General features: G+C 72.2%; 18 protein-coding genes. 16 read left to right on the plus strand and 2 right to left on the minus strand.

Annotated features, from left to right (window positions below):
- Positions 1 to 70: 70 nt before the first annotated feature.
- Entirely contained in the window at positions 71 to 535 is a 465-nt protein-coding gene (locus FOF52_RS04850; RefSeq protein WP_248592629.1) for a nuclear transport factor 2 family protein, read from the minus strand.
- A 145-nt stretch (positions 536 to 680) separates the two neighbouring features.
- Here FOF52_RS04850 and FOF52_RS04855 point away from each other — a divergent pair, with 145 nt between their 5' ends.
- The 16 genes from FOF52_RS04855 to dctP (FOF52_RS04930) all read left to right on the plus strand — a co-directional run bounded on the left by FOF52_RS04855 (position 681) and on the right by dctP (FOF52_RS04930) (position 17550).
- Positions 681 to 2132 carry an aldehyde dehydrogenase gene (locus FOF52_RS04855; protein WP_248592630.1) on the plus strand — a complete coding sequence of 484 codons (1452 nt, stop codon included), beginning with the start codon at positions 681 to 683 and terminating at the stop codon, positions 2130 to 2132.
- A gap of 35 nt (positions 2133 to 2167) precedes the next feature.
- A complete protein-coding gene (locus FOF52_RS04860; protein ID WP_248592631.1) occupies positions 2168 to 3016 on the plus strand; it encodes a glucose 1-dehydrogenase in 849 nt (282 codons plus the stop codon).
- Positions 3017 to 3024: 8 nt separating this feature from the next.
- Positions 3025 to 5166: an acetate--CoA ligase family protein gene (locus FOF52_RS04865; protein WP_248592632.1), complete on the plus strand. Its 2142-nt coding sequence runs from the start codon at positions 3025 to 3027 to the stop codon at positions 5164 to 5166.
- Entirely contained in the window at positions 5160 to 5948 is a 789-nt protein-coding gene (locus FOF52_RS04870; protein ID WP_248592633.1) for an SDR family NAD(P)-dependent oxidoreductase, read from the plus strand. The genes FOF52_RS04865 and FOF52_RS04870 overlap by 7 nt, the downstream gene beginning before the upstream one ends.
- 276 nt (positions 5949 to 6224) lie before the next feature.
- Positions 6225 to 7520: a TRAP transporter substrate-binding protein DctP gene (dctP, locus tag FOF52_RS04875; protein ID WP_248592634.1), complete on the plus strand. Its 1296-nt coding sequence runs from the start codon at positions 6225 to 6227 to the stop codon at positions 7518 to 7520.
- A 98-nt stretch (positions 7521 to 7618) separates the two neighbouring features.
- Positions 7619 to 8155, plus strand: a complete 537-nt coding sequence (locus FOF52_RS04880) for a TRAP transporter small permease (protein WP_248592635.1) — start codon at positions 7619 to 7621, stop codon at positions 8153 to 8155.
- 16 nt (positions 8156 to 8171) lie between these two features.
- Positions 8172 to 9692 carry a TRAP transporter large permease gene (locus FOF52_RS04885; protein WP_248592636.1) on the plus strand — a complete coding sequence of 507 codons (1521 nt, stop codon included), beginning with the start codon at positions 8172 to 8174 and terminating at the stop codon, positions 9690 to 9692.
- A gap of 12 nt (positions 9693 to 9704) precedes the next feature.
- Entirely contained in the window at positions 9705 to 10904 is a 1200-nt protein-coding gene (locus tag FOF52_RS04890; RefSeq protein ID WP_248592637.1) for a cytochrome P450, read from the plus strand.
- Positions 10905 to 10909: 5 nt separating this feature from the next.
- On the plus strand, positions 10910 to 11125 hold the full coding sequence (locus FOF52_RS04895) for a ferredoxin (protein WP_248592638.1): 216 nt from the start codon (positions 10910 to 10912) through the stop codon (positions 11123 to 11125).
- Positions 11118 to 12347 (plus strand): CoA transferase, encoded by a 1230-nt coding sequence (locus tag FOF52_RS04900; RefSeq protein ID WP_248592639.1) that lies wholly within the window; start codon positions 11118 to 11120, stop codon positions 12345 to 12347. The genes FOF52_RS04895 and FOF52_RS04900 overlap by 8 nt, the downstream gene beginning before the upstream one ends.
- A complete protein-coding gene (locus FOF52_RS04905; protein ID WP_248592640.1) occupies positions 12344 to 13564 on the plus strand; it encodes a CaiB/BaiF CoA transferase family protein in 1221 nt (406 codons plus the stop codon). Before FOF52_RS04900 ends, FOF52_RS04905 begins: the two co-directional genes overlap by 4 nt.
- Complete coding sequence (locus FOF52_RS04910) at positions 13561 to 14157, plus strand: FAS1-like dehydratase domain-containing protein (protein WP_248592641.1); 597 nt, start codon at positions 13561 to 13563, stop codon at positions 14155 to 14157. The genes FOF52_RS04905 and FOF52_RS04910 overlap by 4 nt, the downstream gene beginning before the upstream one ends.
- Entirely contained in the window at positions 14150 to 14608 is a 459-nt protein-coding gene (locus FOF52_RS04915) for a hotdog family protein (RefSeq protein ID WP_248592642.1), read from the plus strand. The genes FOF52_RS04910 and FOF52_RS04915 overlap by 8 nt, the downstream gene beginning before the upstream one ends.
- Positions 14605 to 15774 (plus strand): thiolase family protein, encoded by a 1170-nt coding sequence (locus FOF52_RS04920; RefSeq protein WP_248592643.1) that lies wholly within the window; start codon positions 14605 to 14607, stop codon positions 15772 to 15774. Before FOF52_RS04915 ends, FOF52_RS04920 begins: the two co-directional genes overlap by 4 nt.
- A gap of 14 nt (positions 15775 to 15788) precedes the next feature.
- Positions 15789 to 16193: a Zn-ribbon domain-containing OB-fold protein gene (locus FOF52_RS04925; RefSeq protein WP_248592644.1), complete on the plus strand. Its 405-nt coding sequence runs from the start codon at positions 15789 to 15791 to the stop codon at positions 16191 to 16193.
- A gap of 61 nt (positions 16194 to 16254) precedes the next feature.
- Positions 16255 to 17550 carry a TRAP transporter substrate-binding protein DctP gene (gene dctP / locus FOF52_RS04930; RefSeq protein WP_248592645.1) on the plus strand — a complete coding sequence of 432 codons (1296 nt, stop codon included), beginning with the start codon at positions 16255 to 16257 and terminating at the stop codon, positions 17548 to 17550.
- Positions 17551 to 17633: 83 nt separating this feature from the next.
- On the opposite strand, the gene FOF52_RS04935 is transcribed toward dctP (FOF52_RS04930), so the two are convergent.
- Positions 17634 to 18557 (minus strand): alpha/beta hydrolase, encoded by a 924-nt coding sequence (locus FOF52_RS04935; RefSeq protein WP_248592646.1) that lies wholly within the window; start codon positions 18555 to 18557, stop codon positions 17634 to 17636.
- Positions 18558 to 18697: the final 140 nt, after the last annotated feature.

Consider the following 18697-nt stretch of genomic DNA (forward strand, 5'->3'; position numbering starts at 1 on the left):
GCAGACCTTCGTGGAGAGAAAGGGAGAAGGCTGTCCGGGGCCGCGCCGCGCGGCCCCGGACAGCCGGGGCTCAGGCGGGCCAGCCCGCGTCCAGGTCGGTGCCGACGTGCATGGTGATGGTCTTCTCGGCGATGAGCGCCTCGTCGCCGGTGACGCGGATGCGGTCGAGGTAGGTGCCCCAGCCGATGGCCGAACGGTCGGCGCCGCGGCCGGTGAAGAGGAAGTAGGAGGAGACCTCCACCAGGCCCGGCGCCAGCCAGGTGGTCTTGGGGGAGGTGATGAAGTGCCGCTTCTCCGCGGGGTCGAGCTGCAGGAGCCGGCGGTAGAACTCCGCGATCCCGCGCCGCCCCACGGCGTCGCCGCGCCGGGTGCGCAGCACGCCGTCCTCGGTGAACAGGGCGGCCACCGCCTCGGGGGTGGGGTCGTCCAGGGTCTCGGCGTAGCGGTGCAGGTGGTTGCGGGCGGTCTCCATCTCTTCGAGCCGCCGCACACGGTTCAGCAGGTCCTCCACGGCGTGCGGGTCGGTGGCGGTCATGGCCGGTCTCCTCGTCCTCGGCGGGGCAGGGCCGCGGAACTTCCTTGACCCCACCCGGCAAATGTGATTATTATCATTCTCATAATTATCATCATTAAATGAACGTGGGGAGTCGCCCCGAGCGACGGAGAGAGGGGAGGGCGCCGTGTCCCTGACGGAACGTCCCGAACTGTTCATCGGCGGGCGCTGGACCGCCGGCAGCCAGACCCGGCAGATCGAGGTCCGCAACCCGGCCACCGGAGCCCGCGTCGGAAGCGCCGCCCTGGCCTCGACCGCGGACATCGACGCCGCGGTCGAGGCCGCCCGCGCCTCCTTCGACTCCGGGGTGTGGGCCGACGCCCCGCCCGAGGAGCGCTCCGCCGTCCTGCACCGGGCCGCCGACCTGCTGGAGGCCCGCGCCCCCGAGCTCGCCCGGCTCATCACCTCCGAACTCGGCTGCCCCATCTGGTTCAGCGAGCGCGCCCACGTCCCCAACCCCCTCCGCAACCTGCGCTACTACGCCGACCTGGCCAAGGACTTCGACTACGACGAGCGCCGCGGCGACGGGAGCAACACCAGCCTCGTCACCCAGGTCCCCGTCGGCGTCGTCGCCGCCGTCACCCCCTGGAACGGGCCGCTGAGCACCCCCACCCTCAAGGTCGCCCCCGCGCTCGCCGCGGGCTGCTCGGTCATCCTCAAGCCGCCGCCCGAGACGCCGCTGTCGGCCTACAACCTCGCCGACGCCCTGAGTGAGGCGGGCCTGCCCGAGGGCGTGCTCAACATCGTCCCCGCCGACCGGGAGGAGGGCGCCCACCTCGTCAACCACCCCGGAGTCGACAAGGTCGCCTTCACCGGCAGCTCCGCCGCGGGCAAGAAGATCATGGCCGCCTGCGCCGCCCGCGTCGCCCGCGTCACCCTGGAACTGGGCGGCAAGTCCGCCGCGATCATCCTCGACGACGCCGACGTCGACAAGGTCGTCCCCGCCCTGCTGCCGATGGCGTTCATGGTCAACGGCCAGGCCTGCATCGCCCAGACCCGGCTGCTGGTGCCCCGCTCCCGCAGGGACGAGTTCATCGACGCGTTCGCCCAGGCCATCGCCGCCCAGCGGATCGGCGACCCGCTCGACCCCGCCACGATGATCGGCCCCATGGTCAGCCGGCGCCAGCAGGAGCGCGTCGAGGGCTACATCGCCACCGGCCGCACCGAGGGAGCCCGCGTCGTCGTCGGCGGCGAGCGCCCCCACCTGCCCCCGGAACTGGCCGGAGGCCACTTCGTCGCCCCCACCCTGCTCGCCGACGTCCACAACTCGATGCGCGTGGCCCAGGAGGAGATCTTCGGCCCCGTGCTCGCCGTCATCGACTACGACGGCGACGACGAGGCCGTCGCCATCGCCAACGACTCCGTCTACGGCCTGTCCGGCTCGGTGTGGAGCAACGACGAGGAACGCGCCCTGGCCGTCGCCCGCCGCATGCGCACCGGCATGGTCAGCCTCAACGGCCGCCCCCAGGCCTTCGGCTCCCCCTTCGGCGGGTTCAAGGAGTCCGGCATCGGCCGCGAGATGGGCCCCGAGGGCTTCCGGGCCTACCTGGAGACCATGTCCATCGCCGTCGGCTCCTGAAGGACGCGAAGGGCACGACAGGGAACGAGGAGACGATGACCCAACGCCTGACCGGGCGCGTCGCGGCCGTCACCGGCGGCGCCAGCGGAATCGGCGAGGCCACCGCGCGGCGCTTCCACGCCGAGGGGGCCAGCGTCGTGATCGCCGACATCCAGGACGACGCCGGCCGCGCCCTGGCCGCGGAGCTGGGCGAGCGCGCACTGTTCGTGCGCACCGACGTCAGCCGCGAGGAGGACGTCGCCGCGCTCGTCGACACCGCGGTCGACCGCTTCGGCCAACTCGACGTGATGTTCAACAACGCCGGGATCATGGGCGCGCTCGGCCCCATCGACGCCACCCGGATGAGCGACGCCGACCTCACCATCGCGGTGAACCTGCGCGGCGTCATCTGCGGGATGAAGCACGCCGCCCGGGTCATGAAGCCCCGGCGCAGCGGCGTCATCCTGTCCACCTCCAGCCCCGCGGGCGTGCTGGGCGGCATCGGACCGCACATCTACAGCGCCGTCAAGGCCGCGGTCATCGGCCTGTCCAACTCGGTCGCGGCCGAACTGCGCCAGCACGGCATCCGCGTCAACACGATCATCCCCGGGGCCGTGGTCTCCCCCATGACCGCGGGGGTCGTCGCCGACGACGCGACCGACCTCGCCGGAGCCGAGGAGGCGCTGGGCCGCACCGCCCTCATGGGGCGCCCCATCCAGCCCGCCGACGTCGCGGCCGGAGCCCTCTACCTGGCCAGTGACGACGCCGCCTTCGTCACCGGCGTCGTGCTGCCGGTGGACGCCGGACTGACCGGGGCGAGCCGGCCCTCCCCCTACACCTCGGGCCGCTACGCCACCCCCGTCGCCCTGCTGGAGGCCGGGCGGCGCATCGGAACGGAGAGCTGAGGAACGCCATGGTGACCCCCCAGCGGCTGCGGGAGTTCTTCCGGCCGCGCTCCTTCGCCCTCGTCGGCGCCAGCGACAAGTCGACCTTCTCGGCGCTGCTGTACCGCAACCTCGTGGCGGCCGGCCACGAGGAGGCGACCTACCTGGTCAACCGCAGGGCCGAGCGGGTGCACGGCCGCCGCGCCCACGCCAGCTGCCAGGACATCGGCCGCCCCGTCGACCTGGTCTTCGTCATGGTGCCCGCGGCCGCGGTGGGGGAGGCCCTGCGCGACGCCGCCGCGGCCGGGGCGCGCGGCGCACTGGTGCTCAGCTCCGGCTTCGCCGAGGCGGGCGAGGAGGGGCGGCGCCGCCAGCAGCAGCTGGTCGACCTGGCCGCCGAACTCGACCTGCTGCTGCTCGGCCCCAACGTCCTCGGCTTCACCAACGTCGCCGCGGGCGTGCCCGCGATGGTGCTCGCCGACCCGCCGACCGTCCCCGGCCACGTCGCCCTCATCTCGCAGAGCGGCGCCAGCTGCGGCGCGATGAAGGACTTCGCGGCGCTGTCCGGGGTGGGCCTGTCCCACGTGATCACCGTCGGCAACGAGGCGATGATCACCGTCGGACACCTGGTCGACTACCTCGTCGACGATGAGCAGACCCGCGCCATCGCGGTGTTCATGGAGGGAGTCCGCCAGCCCGAGGTGTTCGCCGCCGCGGCCCGCCGCGCCGCCGCGGCGGGCAAGGCCGTCGTCGTGCTCAAGGCGGGGCGCAGCGAACTGGCCGCCCGCGCGGCCGCCTCGCACACCGGCGCCCTCGTCGGCGACGACCGCGTCATCGACGCGGTGTTCGCCCGCCACGGGGTCATCAGGGTCGACACCATCGAGTCGATGCTGGTCACCGCCGGGGTGGCGGCGCACACCGGCCCGCTGGCCCGCCCGGGGGTGGGCGTGGTCTCCATCTCCGGCGGCGCCTGCGACATCCTCGCCGACCTCGCCCAGGACGCCGGGGCCGCACTGCCGGAGCTGTCGCCGGCCACCACCGAGCGGATCCGGGCGGTCATGCCCTCCTACGGGCACGTGCAGAACCCGCTCGACATCACCGGGGCGGCCATCCTCGACCCCTCCCTGTGGGAGGAGACGGTCGCCGCGGTGGGACAGGACCCCGGTGTCGGCGTGGTGGTCGCGGTCAACAGCCTGCCCTGGCGCGAGGACGGCGAGCCCTTCTACGGCCAGAAGTACGTCGACGCCATCGGCGCGGGCGCAGCGCGCTCCACCGCCCCGGTCCTCTACCTCACCCAGGTGACCCAGCCGATCGGCGCACAGGCCCGCGCCGTCCTCGACCAGGGGGGACTGACCCACGTCGTGCCCGGCCTGCACCTGGGCATCGACGCCCTGGCCCGGGTGGCGCGCTGGTCGCTGGAACGCGAACGGATCGCCGGGGAGGAGCAGCGCGGCCGGGTGCGCCTCCGCGACGTCGACCCCGTCCCGCTCTCCGAGGTCCAGGCGCGCGCCCTGCTGGAGGACGCGGGCATCCCCGTGGTCCCCGCACAGCACGTCCGCTCCGCGGCGGAGGCGCGGGCCGCGGCCGGCCGCTTCGGCGGCCCGGTGGCCATGAAGATCGTCTCCGCCGACCTTCCGCACAAGAGCGACGTGGGCGGTGTGCGGCTGGGCGTGGACGCCGCGGCGGCAGCCGAGGCCTACGAGGAGATCGTCGCGGCGTGCGCGGCCAAGGCCCCCGAGGCCCGCCTGGACGGGGTCCTGGTCTCCCCGATGCGTCCGGACGGCCTGGAACTGCTCGTCGGGGTGACCCGCGACCCCGACTGGGGGCTGATGCTGGCCGTCGGCCTGGGGGGCGTCCTCGTGGAGGTCCTCGACGACGTCGCGCTCACCCCGCTGCCGGTCTCCCCCGGCCGCGCCCGGTCGATGCTGCAGAGCCTGCGCGGCGCGGCGCTGCTGCGCGGGGTGCGGGGCCGCCCGGGCGCCGACGTCGACGCACTGGCCGAGACGGTCAGCGCCGTGGGGCGGCTCGCCGAGGAGCTCGGCCCCCGACTGGAGTCTTTGGAGATCAACCCGCTGCGTGTCGCGGGGGAGCGCATCGAGGCCCTCGACGCGCTCGTCACCTGGTGCGACACCGCCCCGCACACGTCTGGAAAGGACACCGCCGGATGCTGACCGACAAGAGGGTCCTGGTCACCGGAGCAGGCCACGGCATGGGGCGGGCGATCGCCCTGGAGGCGGCCCGGCAGGGCGCGGCCTGCGTCACCGTCGCCGACATCGACGCCGCCGCGGCCGCCGAGACCGCGGCGGCCGTCGCGGAGCACGGGGCCCGCTCCCACGCGGCCGTGGTCGACCTGTCCGACGCCGCGCAGGTGCGGCGGATGGTGGAGGAGGCCGTGGCGGCCGGAGGGGGACTGGACACCCTCGTCAACAACGCCGGGGTGCTGGACTCGGCGTTCACCGACACGCCCACGCTGGAGGAGCTGCCGGAGGAGGCCTGGGACCGGGTCTACGCCGTCAACGTCAAGGCGGTCTGGCTGGCCACCAAGTTCGCGGCGCCCCACCTGCGGGCCTCCGAGCGCGGCCCGTCGGTGGTGAACGCGGCCTCGGTCGCGGGCATGACCGGCTACGCCACCCCCGCCTACGCGTCGAGCAAGGGCGCGGTCATCCAGCTCACCCGCTCCACCGCCATCGCGCTCTCCCCCGAGGTGCGCTGCAACGCCTACTGCCCCGGGTCCATCGAGACGCCGATGAGCCGGGCGCACCTGGAGGCGGCGCCGGACCGCGAGGAGCGGCTGCGCTCGATGACGGGGGCGCACCTGATCCCCCGGTTCGGCAGGGCCGAGGAGGTCGCCAAGGTGGTGTGTTTCCTGGCCTCCGACGACGCCTCGTTCGTCACCGGCGGGATCTTCCCCGTCGACGGGGGCACGACCGCCTGGCGCGGTCTGCGGAGCTGAGCGGGCGCAGGCCGCCGGGGCCGGGAAGGTCCCGTGCCGTTCACGCACGGGAGGCTTCCCCAGCCTGCCGTGACCAGGGGCAACCACTCACGGTAGCGGCGGTGGTGCGGACGGGACCGGGGTCAAATCGATGCTCATGAACCCTTGACCGGTGGACAGATAAGGCTAATGATGATCAGGGCCAAGTGGCGTAGATCACTGATCCGCCGATCCCGCTGAGCGGTCGGCGACGTGGAGCCGTTGCTCCGACCCCCCATCCAACAACGGAGTTCATTCATGGTCACACGACGTGGAAGCAAGGACGCCGCTCCCAGAGCGTCCTGGGTCGCGCTCGGCGTGGTGGGCGCACTGGCCCTCACCGGCTGCGCCGAGACCGGAACCGGCGCCGGCGGCGGCTCCGGCCAGGGCGTCGAGTACGGGGCCAGCATGGAGGAGTACCACGCGGCCTTCGCCGACGTGGAGCCCATCACGCTGACCACGCAGAGCCCCGCCCCCAAGGGCTCGATCACCGGAGCCAACGTGGAGGCCTACTTCGAGGCCCTCACCGAGTGGTCCGACGGCAAACTGCAGTTCGACATCGCCTACTCCAACGCGATCGTGGAGCCCGCCGAGGCCGACGACGCACTCATCGACGGCCGCCTCGACATCGCCCAGGTCCTGCCGATCTACGAGCCGTCGGAGTACCCGGCCAACGCCGCCCTCATCGAGGCCAGCTTCCTCTCCGACCACAGCGTCGTCGTCGGCGCGCTGCAGTCCAACGCCTGGCCGCTGGAGACCGCCTTCGACACCCCCGAGATCCTGCAGGAGTACGAGGACAAGGGCATCAAGCTGATGATGCCGTCCTACAACTCCGGCTCCAACGCGCTGTTCTGCAGCAAGGAGCGCCGCAGCCTCGACGACCTCAAGGGCATGCAGGCCGCGGCCGGCGGCCAGGCCCAGAGCAAGGAGATCGAGGCGCTGGGCGGCTCCGCCGCGTCCGTCGCCTACCCCGAGCTGTACGAGAGCCTGCAGCGCGGCGTCGTCGACTGCAGCGTCTCCAGCCTCACCGTGGGCGTGCTCGGCGGGTTCATCGAGGCCGCCCCGCACGTCGTGGTCGACCCCGACGCGGGCTTCGCGCTGGCCCCCGGCGGCATGGCGGTCAGCCAGGCCACCTGGGACTCGCTGCCGCTGGTGGCCCGGCAGCTGATGTGGGACCGCCTGGACGTCTTCCTGACCAGCAACATCGCCGACAAGATCTGGCCGAACATCGTCGAGGCCTCCACGCAGGTCGCCGAGGCCGGCGGCTCGATCGAGGTCTTCGAGGACGACGCCCGCAAGGCCCTCAACAAGGCCAACGCCGAACTCCTGGAGGACCTGCGCGGTACCCCGGCGATCGCCGACGGGGACGCGTTCGTCGACCGGATGGAAGAGTCGGCCGCCAAGTGGCTGCAGATCGTCGAGGAGGACCTCGGCTACACCAACGAGACCGACTACAACGGCTTCGCCGACTGGTACACCGCCGACGCGGTCGACCTGGAGCCCTACGTCACCCGGGTGTACGAGGAGATCCTCCTGGAGCACCGCCCCTCCTGACCCCGCACCCCCGCATCCGCGTCCGGGGCGGGCGACCCCGCCCCGGACCCCCTCCCCTCCCGTTCTCTCTCTTCCGACCCCAGCCCCGCGGAGAAGCCATGACCGCACCACCGGCTCCGAAAGGCCGCCGCGTCATCGAACTGCTCATCGAGGTGCCGGCCGTCACCGTGACGTTCGTGATGATGCTCCACATCACGGCCAACGCCCTGCTGCGCTCCTTCGCCAACAGCCCGCTGCCCAACACGTTGGAGTACGTGCAGTACTGGTACATGCCGATCGTCGCGTTTCTCGGCTTCGTCGCCGCGCAGCTGCGCGGCCAGCACATCGCCGCGGACCTGGTCTTCCGGATGCTGCCCCGGTCGACCAAGCCCTACGTCACCGCGGTCGGCTGCGCGGCGAGCGCGCTGATGGCCGCGGGATTCGCCTGGTACGGCTGGGGCGAGGCCGTGCACGCCTGGGAGATCACGATGACCGCGGGCGTCAGCGACGTGATCTCCTGGCCCACCTACTTCCTGGTTCCCCTCGCCTTCGCCAGCCTGACCGTGCAGTTCGCGTGGGCCACGGTCCAGGCCGTCCGCAACCCCGAGGCCGACGACGCCGACGAGTCGTCGGGCGCCGAGACCACCTCCGTGTAGTGGGAGGGAGAAGACCATGACGAGCGCAACCCAGACCGACCCGGCGCTGGACGACAACGGGCAACCGCGGGCCGGCAGGCAGAACGGGGCCGCCCCCGAGGGACGCCGACCGTGGATCGTGGCCGCGGTCACCCTGGTCGTCCTCGTCGGCTCCGCGATCTGCGTGATGCTTCCCCTGGTCCCCGAGGCGATCGGGATCATGGCCTGCGTCATGATGCTGGCCCTGCTCTTCCTGCGGGTCCCCGTCGCCGTGGCGATGATCATCCCCTCGCTGCTGGGCCTGTACGCCCTGCGGGGCATGCCGCTCATCGAGAGCACCCTGAGCAAACTGGCCTACAACGGCGTGTCCAACTGGACCCTCAGCGTGGTCCCGATGTTCGTCCTCATGGGCCTGCTGCTGTGGCGCTCGGGCCTGACCGACGGCATCTACCTGGCGGGCCGCAAGTGGCTCAACTGGCTGCCCGGCGGCCTGGCCGTGGGCACCAACGTCGCCGGCGCGGGACTGGCCGCGGTCAGCGGCTCCTCCGTCGGCACCGCCTACGCCCTGGCCCGCATGGGCATCCCCGAGATGCTCAAGGCCGGATACGACCGCCGCATGGCCATCGGCGCGGTGATCGTCGCGGGCCTGCCCGGACAGCTCATCCCGCCCAGCATCATGCTGGTCATCTACGCCGGCATCGCCGAGGTCCCCATCGGCCCCCAGCTGCTCGCCGGCATCGGCCCCGGCCTGCTCGTGGCCGTCATGTTCACCCTGATGATCATCGCCTTCGCCGTCGCCAAGCCGGAACTGGTGGGCAGGGCCAGAGGTGTCGCCGCCGAACGGGAGAAGATCTCCTGGGGCGAGCGCCTGATGAGTCTGGTGCGGATCTGGCCCGTGCCGGTGCTGATCCTCCTCATCATCATCGGCATGTTCTCCGGCGTGTTCACCGCCACCGAGGTGGGCGCCGCCGCCGCCCTGTTCTCCGTCGTCATCGCCCTCGTCTGGAAACGCCGGGACCGGCCGTTCGCCGCGATCGTCGAGTCGGCGGTCGCCACCGTCAGCAGCGTCGGCGCGATCTTCTTCATCCTCGTCGCCGCCGCGGCCCTGACCAGCCTGCTCACCCTCACCGGCATCAGCACCGGAATCGCCGACCTGATCGAGGGCCTGGGCCTGGGCCGCATCCAGTTCCTGCTGGTCATGGTGGTGGTCTACCTCATCCTCGGCATGTTCATGGAGCCCATGGCGATCATGGTCCTGACCATCCCGATCCTGATCCCCACCCTGCACTCGCTCGACATCTCCCTGATGTGGTTCGGCGTGTTCACCGTCTTCATGGGCGAGCTGGCGGTGGTCACCCCGCCCGTCGGCATCCTCTCCTTCATCATCCACGGAATGGTCAAGGACCCCGAGGTCAACATGGGGCACAAGATCACCCTCAAGGACGTGTTCGTCTCCGTCGGATGGTTCCTGCCCATGTCGATCGCGGTGGCCGTGATCCTCATCCTCGTCCCGGAGATCGCCACCTTCATCCCCGACCTCGCATCCGCACAGAAGTAGGAGGCACCAGCGATGGCCACGCCCGTCCGGAAGTGTCCGGTCAGCCACACCGACTTCAACACCAACACCGAGATCTACGGCCACTACGCCATGCTCGACGCCGAGCGGGAGGCCAGCCGCTTCCGGTTCAACGACACCACTGACCGCGGCTTCCTCATGCTGCAGCGCTACGACGACGTCGTCGAGGGCTTCCAGCACCACGAGACGTGGACCACCGAGGTCCGCAGCGCCATCAACCCCGAGCCGGGGGTGCCGCTGCTGCCGCAGGACCTCAACGGCGAGGCCCACGCCAAACTGCGCCGGGTACTCAACCCGTTCTTCTCCCCGGCCGCCGTGCGCCGCATGACGCCCATGGCCCACGAGCGCTGCGTGGAGCTGATCGAGGAACTCAAACCCAAGGGGGGCTGCGACTTCGTCGCCGAGTTCGCGATCCGCTACCCCACCGACCTGTTCCTCGCGCTGCTGGGCCTGCCGGTCAGCGACGGCGAGTTCTTCCTGCCCTGGTCGGAGACGGTCTTCGCGGGCTTCTTCGGGGAGGACCCGGTCAAGGTCGCCGCGGCCAAGAAGAACATCATGGAGTACTTCGACCAGGCCGTCCGGGAGCGCCGCGCCAATCCGCGCGACCCCAAGGAGGACATGGTCTCCCGCCTGGTCGAGGCCCGCATCGACGGCGAGCCGATCTCCCACGAGGACATCCTCACCATCTGCCTGACGCTGATGCTCGCCGGACTCGACACCACCCGCAGCGCGCTCGGCTACATCTACGCCCACCTGGCCCGCAACGACGCCGACCGGCAGGCCATCATCGACCACCCCGACCTGGCTCCCAAGGCGGTCGAGGAGTTCCTGCGGATGTACCCGCTGGTGTTCCAGGCGGGCCGGGAGGTCCAGGAGCCCACCGAGTTCCACGGCGTCGACCTGCGGCCCGGCGACGTGGTGTGGCTGGGCATCGCCCAGGCCAACCGCGACCCGCGCAAGTTCCCCGAACCCGACCGGTTCGTCCTGGACCGCAAGGGCGTCAACCAGCACATCGCCTTCGGCGCCGGCCCGCACCGCTGCCTGGGCATGCACCTGGCCCGCCTGGAACTGCAGATCGTGCTGCGCGAGTGGCACGAGCGCATCCCCCACTACCGCATCAAGGAGGGGACGCAGCTGGTCGAGCGCGGCGGACAGCTGACCCTGACCACGCTGCCCCTCGAATGGGAGGTCTGAGACACGTGCGTATCTCCATCGACGCCGCCAAGTGCATGGGCCACGGCCGCTGCTACGCGGTCGCCCCCGACCTGCTCTCCGACGACGAGCAGGGCTTCGTCGCCCAGAGCGGCCAGACCCTGGAGGTTCCCGAGAACCTGCGCGACCAGGCCCGCGAGGCCGTCGACGCCTGCCCCGAGTCGGCGATCTCCCTGCCGGAGACCACGACCGCCGATGCTTGAACACCTCCGCGTCCTCGACCTGACCGACGAGCGGGGACTGCTGTGCGGCCGGCTGCTCGCCGACCTGGGAGCGGACGTGGTCCAACTGGAACCCCTCACCGGCTCCGGTGCGCGGTCGGCCCCGCCGACCGCGCACGGCGGGACCGGTCCGTCGATGTTCTGGGAGACCTTCGCCGCCAACAAACGCGGCGTCGCCCTGGACCTCGACAGCGACGAGGGACTGGCCGCCGCACGTGAACTGGCCGGCCGCGCCGACATCGTGGTGACCTCGCTGCCCGCGGCCTGGCTGCGGGAGCGCGGCCTGGACCCCGACACGCTGCGCGCCGCCCACCCGCACCTGGTCTACACGGTGATCAGCGCGTTCGGCTGGTCCGGCCCCAAGGCCGACTACGCCGACTGCGACCTCGTCGTCTGGGCGGCGGGCGGCCCGCTGGACCCGCACCGCGACGAGGAGCGCCCGCCGCTGCGCATCAGCGTCCCCCAGGCGTTCCTGCACGCCTCCGCCGACGCCGCGGCGGGCGCCCTGATCGCGGTCCTGGGCCGCGCGGCGACCGGGCGGGGGCAGGTCGTCGACGTCTCCGCGCAGGCGAGCCTGGGCACCGCCACCCTCGCGCGGGTGCTCGCCCACGCGGTGGGCGACGCCCAGCCGGAGTGGCACCGCCAGCCCGTGGCCGGCAAGGACCAGAGCGGCAGCGGCGCGGCCACCCCCAACCGCCTCAAGAAGTGGCGGTGCGCCGACGGCATGGTGGAACTCCACCTGTCCATGGGACCGGCCTCCGGCGAGTTCACCAACCGCCTCTTCGCCTGGCTGCGCTCCGAGGGCGCGGTCAGCGACCGCATCGCCGCCTGGGACTGGAAGACGCTGCCCCAGCGCATCGCCGCGGGCGAGATCACCGACGCCGACCTGGACGAGGCGCGCGCCGCGGTCGGCGGCTTCCTCGCCACCCTCACCAAGGAGCAGGTGCTCCAGGCCGCCATGGAGCACCGGCTGCTGTGCATGGCGATCTACGACATGGGCGACATCGCCGCCAGCCCGCACCTGGCCGAACGCGACTACTGGGCGCAGGTCGACATCGACGGCGTCGCCGTCCGCATCCCCAGCGCGATCGCCCGCGTCGGCGGAGGCGCACAGCCCGGCGTGCGGCGCCGAGCCCCCCGCCTCGGCGAGCACACCGCCGAGGTCCTCGCCGACTGGCTGACCACGACGGAGGTGAACGGATGACCCGGCCGCTGGCCGACCTGAAGGTCCTGGACCTGTCCTGGGTGGTGGCCGGACCGCTGATCGGACGGGCCCTCGCCGACTTCGGGGCGCAAGTGGTGCGCGTGGAGTCCAGCCGCCGCGTGGAGACCGCCCGCCTCATGCAGCCCTTCCACCGGGGCGAGGCGGGCGTGGAGAACTCCGCGCTGTACGGCAACTGCAACGCCGGGAAACTCGGGATGACCGTCGACCTGAAGACCGAGGAGGGGCGCGGGATCGTCCGCGACCTCGCGCGCTGGGCCGACGTGGTCGTCGAGTCCTTCTCCCCCGGGCAGATGGCCAAGTGGGGGCTGGACTACGCCGAACTGGCCCGCGACAACCCCTCGCTCATCATGCTCAGCACGTCGATCGCGGGCCAGTCCGGGCCGTGGGCGGCACTCGCCGGCTACGGCAACGTCGGCGCGTCGCTGAGCGGGTTCCAGAACCTCGTCGGCTGGGAGGACCGGCAGCCGATGGGCCCGTTCGGCCCCTACACCGACTACGTCGGCCCGCGGCTGGCCCTGGTGACGCTGCTCGCCGCGGTCGAGCACCGCCGCCGCACCGGGCAGGGGCGCCATATCGACGTCGCGCAGGTGGAGGCCGGGATCTTCTTCCTGTCCCCGCAGGTGGCCCACCACGGCTTCGACGGCACCGTCGCCCGGCGCCGCGGCAACCGCGACGAGGTGTTCGCGCCGCACGGCGTCTACCCGTGCCTGGCCGAGGACGGCCGGGACCGCTTCGTCGCCCTGGCCGCACGCGACGACGCGGAGTGGGTCCGGCTGGCCGAGGCCATGGGCCGCGCCGACCTGGCCGAACGCGCCGACCTGCGCACCGCCGAACAGCGGCGCGCCCGCGCCGACCTGCTCGACGAGCAGATCGCGCGGTGGACCTCCGGCCGGCGCGCCGAGGACGTCGAACGGTGCCTGCAGGCGGTTGGCGTGCCCGCGCACCGCTCCGCCTCCAGCGCCGACTTCGTCGCCGACGAACAGCTCGCCCACCGCGGCCACGTCGTGCGGCTGCCGCACCCGCTGCACGGCGAGACGGTGGTGGAGGGGCCGCGCTACCTGCTTTCGGACACGCCCGGCGAGGTCACCCGAGCGGCGCCGACGCTGGGCCAGGACAACGAGTACGTGCTGCGCGACATCCTCGGCTACCCCGCCGAGCGGATCGCGCAGCTGGTGAAGGACGGAGTGCTGGTATGACCGGCAGTAGGCGGACCGAGGACTGGAAGGCCGAGTGGCAGCCCGTCATCGACGCGGTGGGCCGCGACTTCTCCTCGGGGCAGACCGTCTTCGGGGCCGACCCGGTCGAACGCGGAGCGATCCGCCGCTACCTGGAGCCGCTGGAGTTCGACTGTGCGCTGCACACCGACCCCGAGGCGGCCCGCGCCGCGGGCTTCGACGACGTCACCATGCCCTACACCGGGGTCCTCACCTGGACGATCCCGCCGATGTGGCGTCCCGGCGAGGTGCTGTTCGACAGCGACGAACGCGACGCCCAACCGGTGCGCACGCCCATCAACAACCAGGACATGCCCCTGGGCCCGAAGACCACCGGATTCTTCGGCACCGACATCGACATCGACTTCGTCCGCCCGGTCGTGGCGGGGGAGCGCATCGGCCGCCGCGGCAACCGGCTGCTGTCGTGCGTGCCCAAGGAGACCTCGGTCGGCCGCGGCGCCTTCCTGAAGTGGGAGAGCGACGTGGTGACCGAGAGCGGCGAGGTCGTCGCGCGGATCCGCATCGGCACCTACGCCTACGTGCCCAAGAACGAGACCGAGGCGAGTGATGACTGACACCGCAGCGCGGCAGCGCTACTTCGAGGACGTGGCGGTCGGCGAGGAGCTGCCGAGCGTCGCCTACCCGCTGAACGTCTACCGGCTGGTGATGGCGGCGGGGTCCAACCGCGACTTCAACTCCATCCACCACAACACCGAGTACGCGCGCCGCACCGGCGCCAAGGAGATGTACGCCAACACCTCCTTCCTGCTGAGCACCTGGGAGCGGTGCGTGCGCGACTGGATCGGCCCCGCCGGGACGATCCGCAGCATCCGCGGCTTCCGGATGCGGTCGTTCAACTACGTCGGCGACACCCTGCGCGTCCACGCCAGCGTCGCCGACGCCCGCGTCGAGGACGGCGCGGGCGTGGTCGAGATCGCGATCAGGGGCGAGAACTCGTCCGGGGTCAGCGTCGGGCCGGGCACCGTGGAGGTCACGCTGCCGCGGCGCGGAGAGGAGCAGGAGTGAACGTCACCCCCACCGCCATCGCCGGACTCGGCATGACCGAACTGGGCAGGGTCTACGGGCGCACCCCCGCCCAGTTCGCGCTGGAGGCCGTCACCCGGGCCGCCGCCGACGCGGGCCTGACCCTGGACGACATCGACGGACTGCTGGTCAACCCCGGCGTCAACAACGACACCGACCTGCGGTTGCAGTCCACCCTGCAGCTGCGCGACCTGCGGCTGCTGTCGACCGTCCAGGGCTTCGGGTCCTCGGCGATCCAGATGGTGCAGTACGCGTCGATGGCGATCTCCGCCGGGATGGCGGACGTGGTCGCGTGCGTCTACGCCGACGCGCCCCTGAAGGAGGGCAAGGGCAGCGGCGCCGCCTACGCGGGCGGCGGCCGCGCGCTCAGCGGGGTGGAGTCCCTGCCCGCCGCCGCGGGACTGAAGTCCGCCCCGGCCCGCTACGCCGTCGCGGCCCGCCGCCACATGGAGACCTACGGCACCACCAGCGAGCAGCTGGGCGCGATCGCGGTCGCCGCCCGCGCCTGGGCGGCGATGAACCCGTTGGCGCAGATGCGGGAGCCGATCACCCTGGAGGACCACCAGAACTCGCGGATGATCGCCGACCCGCTGCGGCTGCTCGACTGCTGCCTGGTCAGCAACGGCGCCATCGCGGTCATCGTCACCAGCGCCGAGCGCGCCGCCGACCTGGCCCAGCCGCCGGTGCACGTGTGGGGCTGGGGGCAGTCGCACCCCGGCTACGCCAACCACCGCGGCAGCGACTTCGGCCTGGTCAGCGGCGCCGCCCAGGCGGGCCCGGCGGCGCTGAAGATGGCCGGGGTCACCGTCGACGACATCGACATCCGCGAGATCTACGACTGCTTCACCTACACCACCCTGATCACCCTGGAGGACTACGGGTTCTGCGCCAAGGGCGAGGGCGGGGAGTTCGTGGCCAGCGGCGCGCTGGCCCCCGGCGGCAGCCACCCCACCAACACCGGCGGCGGCGAACTGTCGTCGTACTACATGTGGGGGATGACCCCGCTGTCGGAGGCGGTGATCCAGGCGCGCGGCCAGGGCGGGCAGCGCCAGGTCGCCAAGAACGACCTCATCATGGTGAGCGGCAACGGCGGGGTCCTCGACTTCCACGCCACGCTCATCGTCAGCCCGCACGCCAGGACCGCATGAGCATGGGAGCCGAGATGAGTCTGACCCCCGTCGTCCGCGACGAGTACTCCGCCCCGTTCTTCGACGGCGCCGCACGGGGCGAGCTGATGCTGCGCTACTCGCCGAGCAGCGGCGCCTGGTCGCCGCCGGAGGCCCGGGTGTGCGCGACGTCGCGGGCCGCCGACCTGGAGTGGCGCGCCGCCTCCGGGGAGGGGGCGCTGGTCAGCTGGACGGTCATCCCGGGGCGCTCCCGGGGCGGCCGTCCCGCGGCCGACACGGTCGTGGGGATCGTGGAGACGGCGGAGGGACCGTGGCTGACGCTGCGGATCGTCAACGCCGAGGAGGTGGCCCCCGCCGCGGGCGCCGCGGTGCGGGTGGAGTTCGTCCGCCCCGAGGGCGGGGAGTCCGTCCCGGTGGCGCGGCTCGTCGCCGGGTCCTGAGCGGCCCGCGACCGCCGGGACCAGCTGTTTCGCTGTTGTCTGTGTGGGAGGGAGAATCACGGTGTTTGCAACGGGGAGGACGGGACGCGCAAGGCCGCTGCGGGCCGCGGCGCTGCTGGCGGCCGCGGCGCTCGTGGCCACCGGGTGCGCCGAGGGCGGCTCCGGCGGCAACGGCGGCGGCGGGCGGTCCGTCGACTACGGCGCCTCCAAGGAGGAGTACGCCGCCGCGCTGGCGGACATGGCGCCGGTGACGCTGACCCTGCAGAGCACCGCCCCCAAGGGGGCGGCCACGGGGCGGCGCTTCGAGGAGTACGCCGCGGCGGTGGAGGAGTGGTCCGACGGCAAGATCACCTTCGAGATCGTCTTCTCCAACGCGATCGCCCCCGCCAACGAGGTCGACGACGCGCTCGCCGACGGCCGGCTCGACGTCGGCTCGGTCATGCCGTCCCTGGAGCCCGCGGAGTTCCCCGCCAACAACGTCATGTGGGACGTGAGCTTCGTCGGCCGCCAGACCCCCGTCGACGGCCTGCTGCAGTGGCACGGCGCGGTGCTGGAGGCCGCGGTCCAGGAGGACGCCCTCTACCAGGAGTTCGAGGAACGGGGCATGAAGCTGCTGCTGCCCGCGTTCCAGTCCGGCGCCATCGCCTACTCCTGCACCAGTGAGCGCGCCGACCTGGACGCGTTGGACGGCGCCACGATCGCCTCGCAGAGCCGGGTGCAGAACGACCAGGTCCGGGCGCTGGGCATGCAGCCGTCGACGGTCAACTACACCGAGATGTTCGAGAGCCTGGAGCGGGGCGTGGTCGACTGCACCCTCGGCACGTTCACCGTCGCCGCCCTCAACGGCTACATCCCCTCCGCCCCCTACTTCGTCGTCGACCCCGAGGTCGGCTTCGGCAACGCGGGCGGGTCGATCGCGATCAGCCTCAACACCTGGGAGTCGCTTCCGCTGGCCGCCCAGCAGCTGCTGTACGACCGGCTGGACGTGCTGCTGGCGGTGAACTACGAGGCCACCTGGGACAACATCGCCGACAGCCTGCAGCAGGTGGAGGAGAACGACGGCGCGGTGCTGCCGCTGGCCGGGGACGCGCGCGAGGCGCTGGCCGCCTACAACGAGCAGGCCCTGGTCGAGGCCGCGGACAGCGCGGCGATCGGCGACGGCGAGGCGTTCGTCGCCACCCTCGAACAGGCCCTGGAGGAGTGGACGGACAAGGTCGAGCAGACCGCCCCGGGGCTCGACGTCGGATACGACGAGTTCCTGGAGTGGTACGAGCAGGACCAGCCCGACCTGCAGGCCTACTTCGACCAGCTGTGGAGCGACGCGATGCAGCAGCGCCGCCCCGGCAACGACGCCTGAGCACGGCGCGGCGGCCGGTCCCCCGCCCCGCACGGGGCGGGGGACCGGCCCCGGCGAGAAGGGGCCGGTCCCCGGGGCCCGCGCTAGCCGCGGGCGGTCAGGGCACGCAGCGCGGCGACCAGGTCGTCGACGGCCGCGCGCGCGGCGGGCACGACCCGGGTGAAGCGGAAGAAGCCGTGGACGAGGGACGGGTACTCCGCGAGCGTGGCGTCGACCCCGGCCGCGCGCAGCCGTTCGGCGTAGGCGACGCCCTCGTCGCGCAGCGGGTCGTGCCCGGCGACGACGACGTGGGCGGGCGGCAGCCCGGCCAGGTCGTCGCGCAGCGGGGAGGCGGTCGGCAGGTCCCGTCGTGCGACGTCGGGCAGGTAGTGGTCCCAGAACCAGCGCATCGCCGCGGCCCCGATGGGGAAGGCCGCGGCGTGGGTCCGGTAGGAGCCGCGGGTGAAGTCGTGGTCGGTCACCGGATAGACGAGCAGTTGGAAGTCCAGCCGCGGCCCGTGTTCGTCGCGGGCGCGCAGGGTGCAGGCCGCGGCGAGGTTGCCGCCAGCGCTGTCCCCGCCCACCCCCAGCGGTCCGTTCCCGGCGATCTCGGCGGCGACGTGCCGCAGCGCGGCGTAGGCGTCGTCCAGGGGGGTGGGGAAGGGGTGTTCGGGGGCGAGCCGGTAGTCGACGCTCACCACGGTCCAGTCGAGCCGGTCGGCGATGAAACGGCACAGTTCGTCGCAGTAGTCGAGGTCACCGGTGACCCAGCCGCCGCCGTGCAGGTAGACGAGTGTGGCCTGCGGCGCGCGGTGGGGGGAGTAGACGCGCGCGCCGATCGTGCCGTCGGCCACGGGAATGCGGATGTCGTCGACCGAGCGCAGTTCGGGGCCGTCGGCGCAGGAGCCGTGGCCCGCGGCCACGCGGGCACGGGCCTCGGCCGGGGTGAGGGTGTGCAGGGGAGGGGCCGCCACGGCGGCCGCGGCGGCGGCCAGGGTGGCGATCGCGGGGTCCACGGGGGCGGGCATCGAACCTCCGGGGGGTGGAGACGTCATTTCTCGGATATAAAAATCCTTTAATTATTTTAATTTTAATGATAGTAACTAATTTATGCCAGTGGGTGTCCGGTTCCGACGTGACCGGCTGACTTTCCCTCCAGAAAGGCGCC

This window comes from Thermobifida alba (assembly GCF_023208015.1).
In the GTDB taxonomy this organism is placed as follows: domain Bacteria; phylum Actinomycetota; class Actinomycetes; order Streptosporangiales; family Streptosporangiaceae; genus Thermobifida; species Thermobifida alba.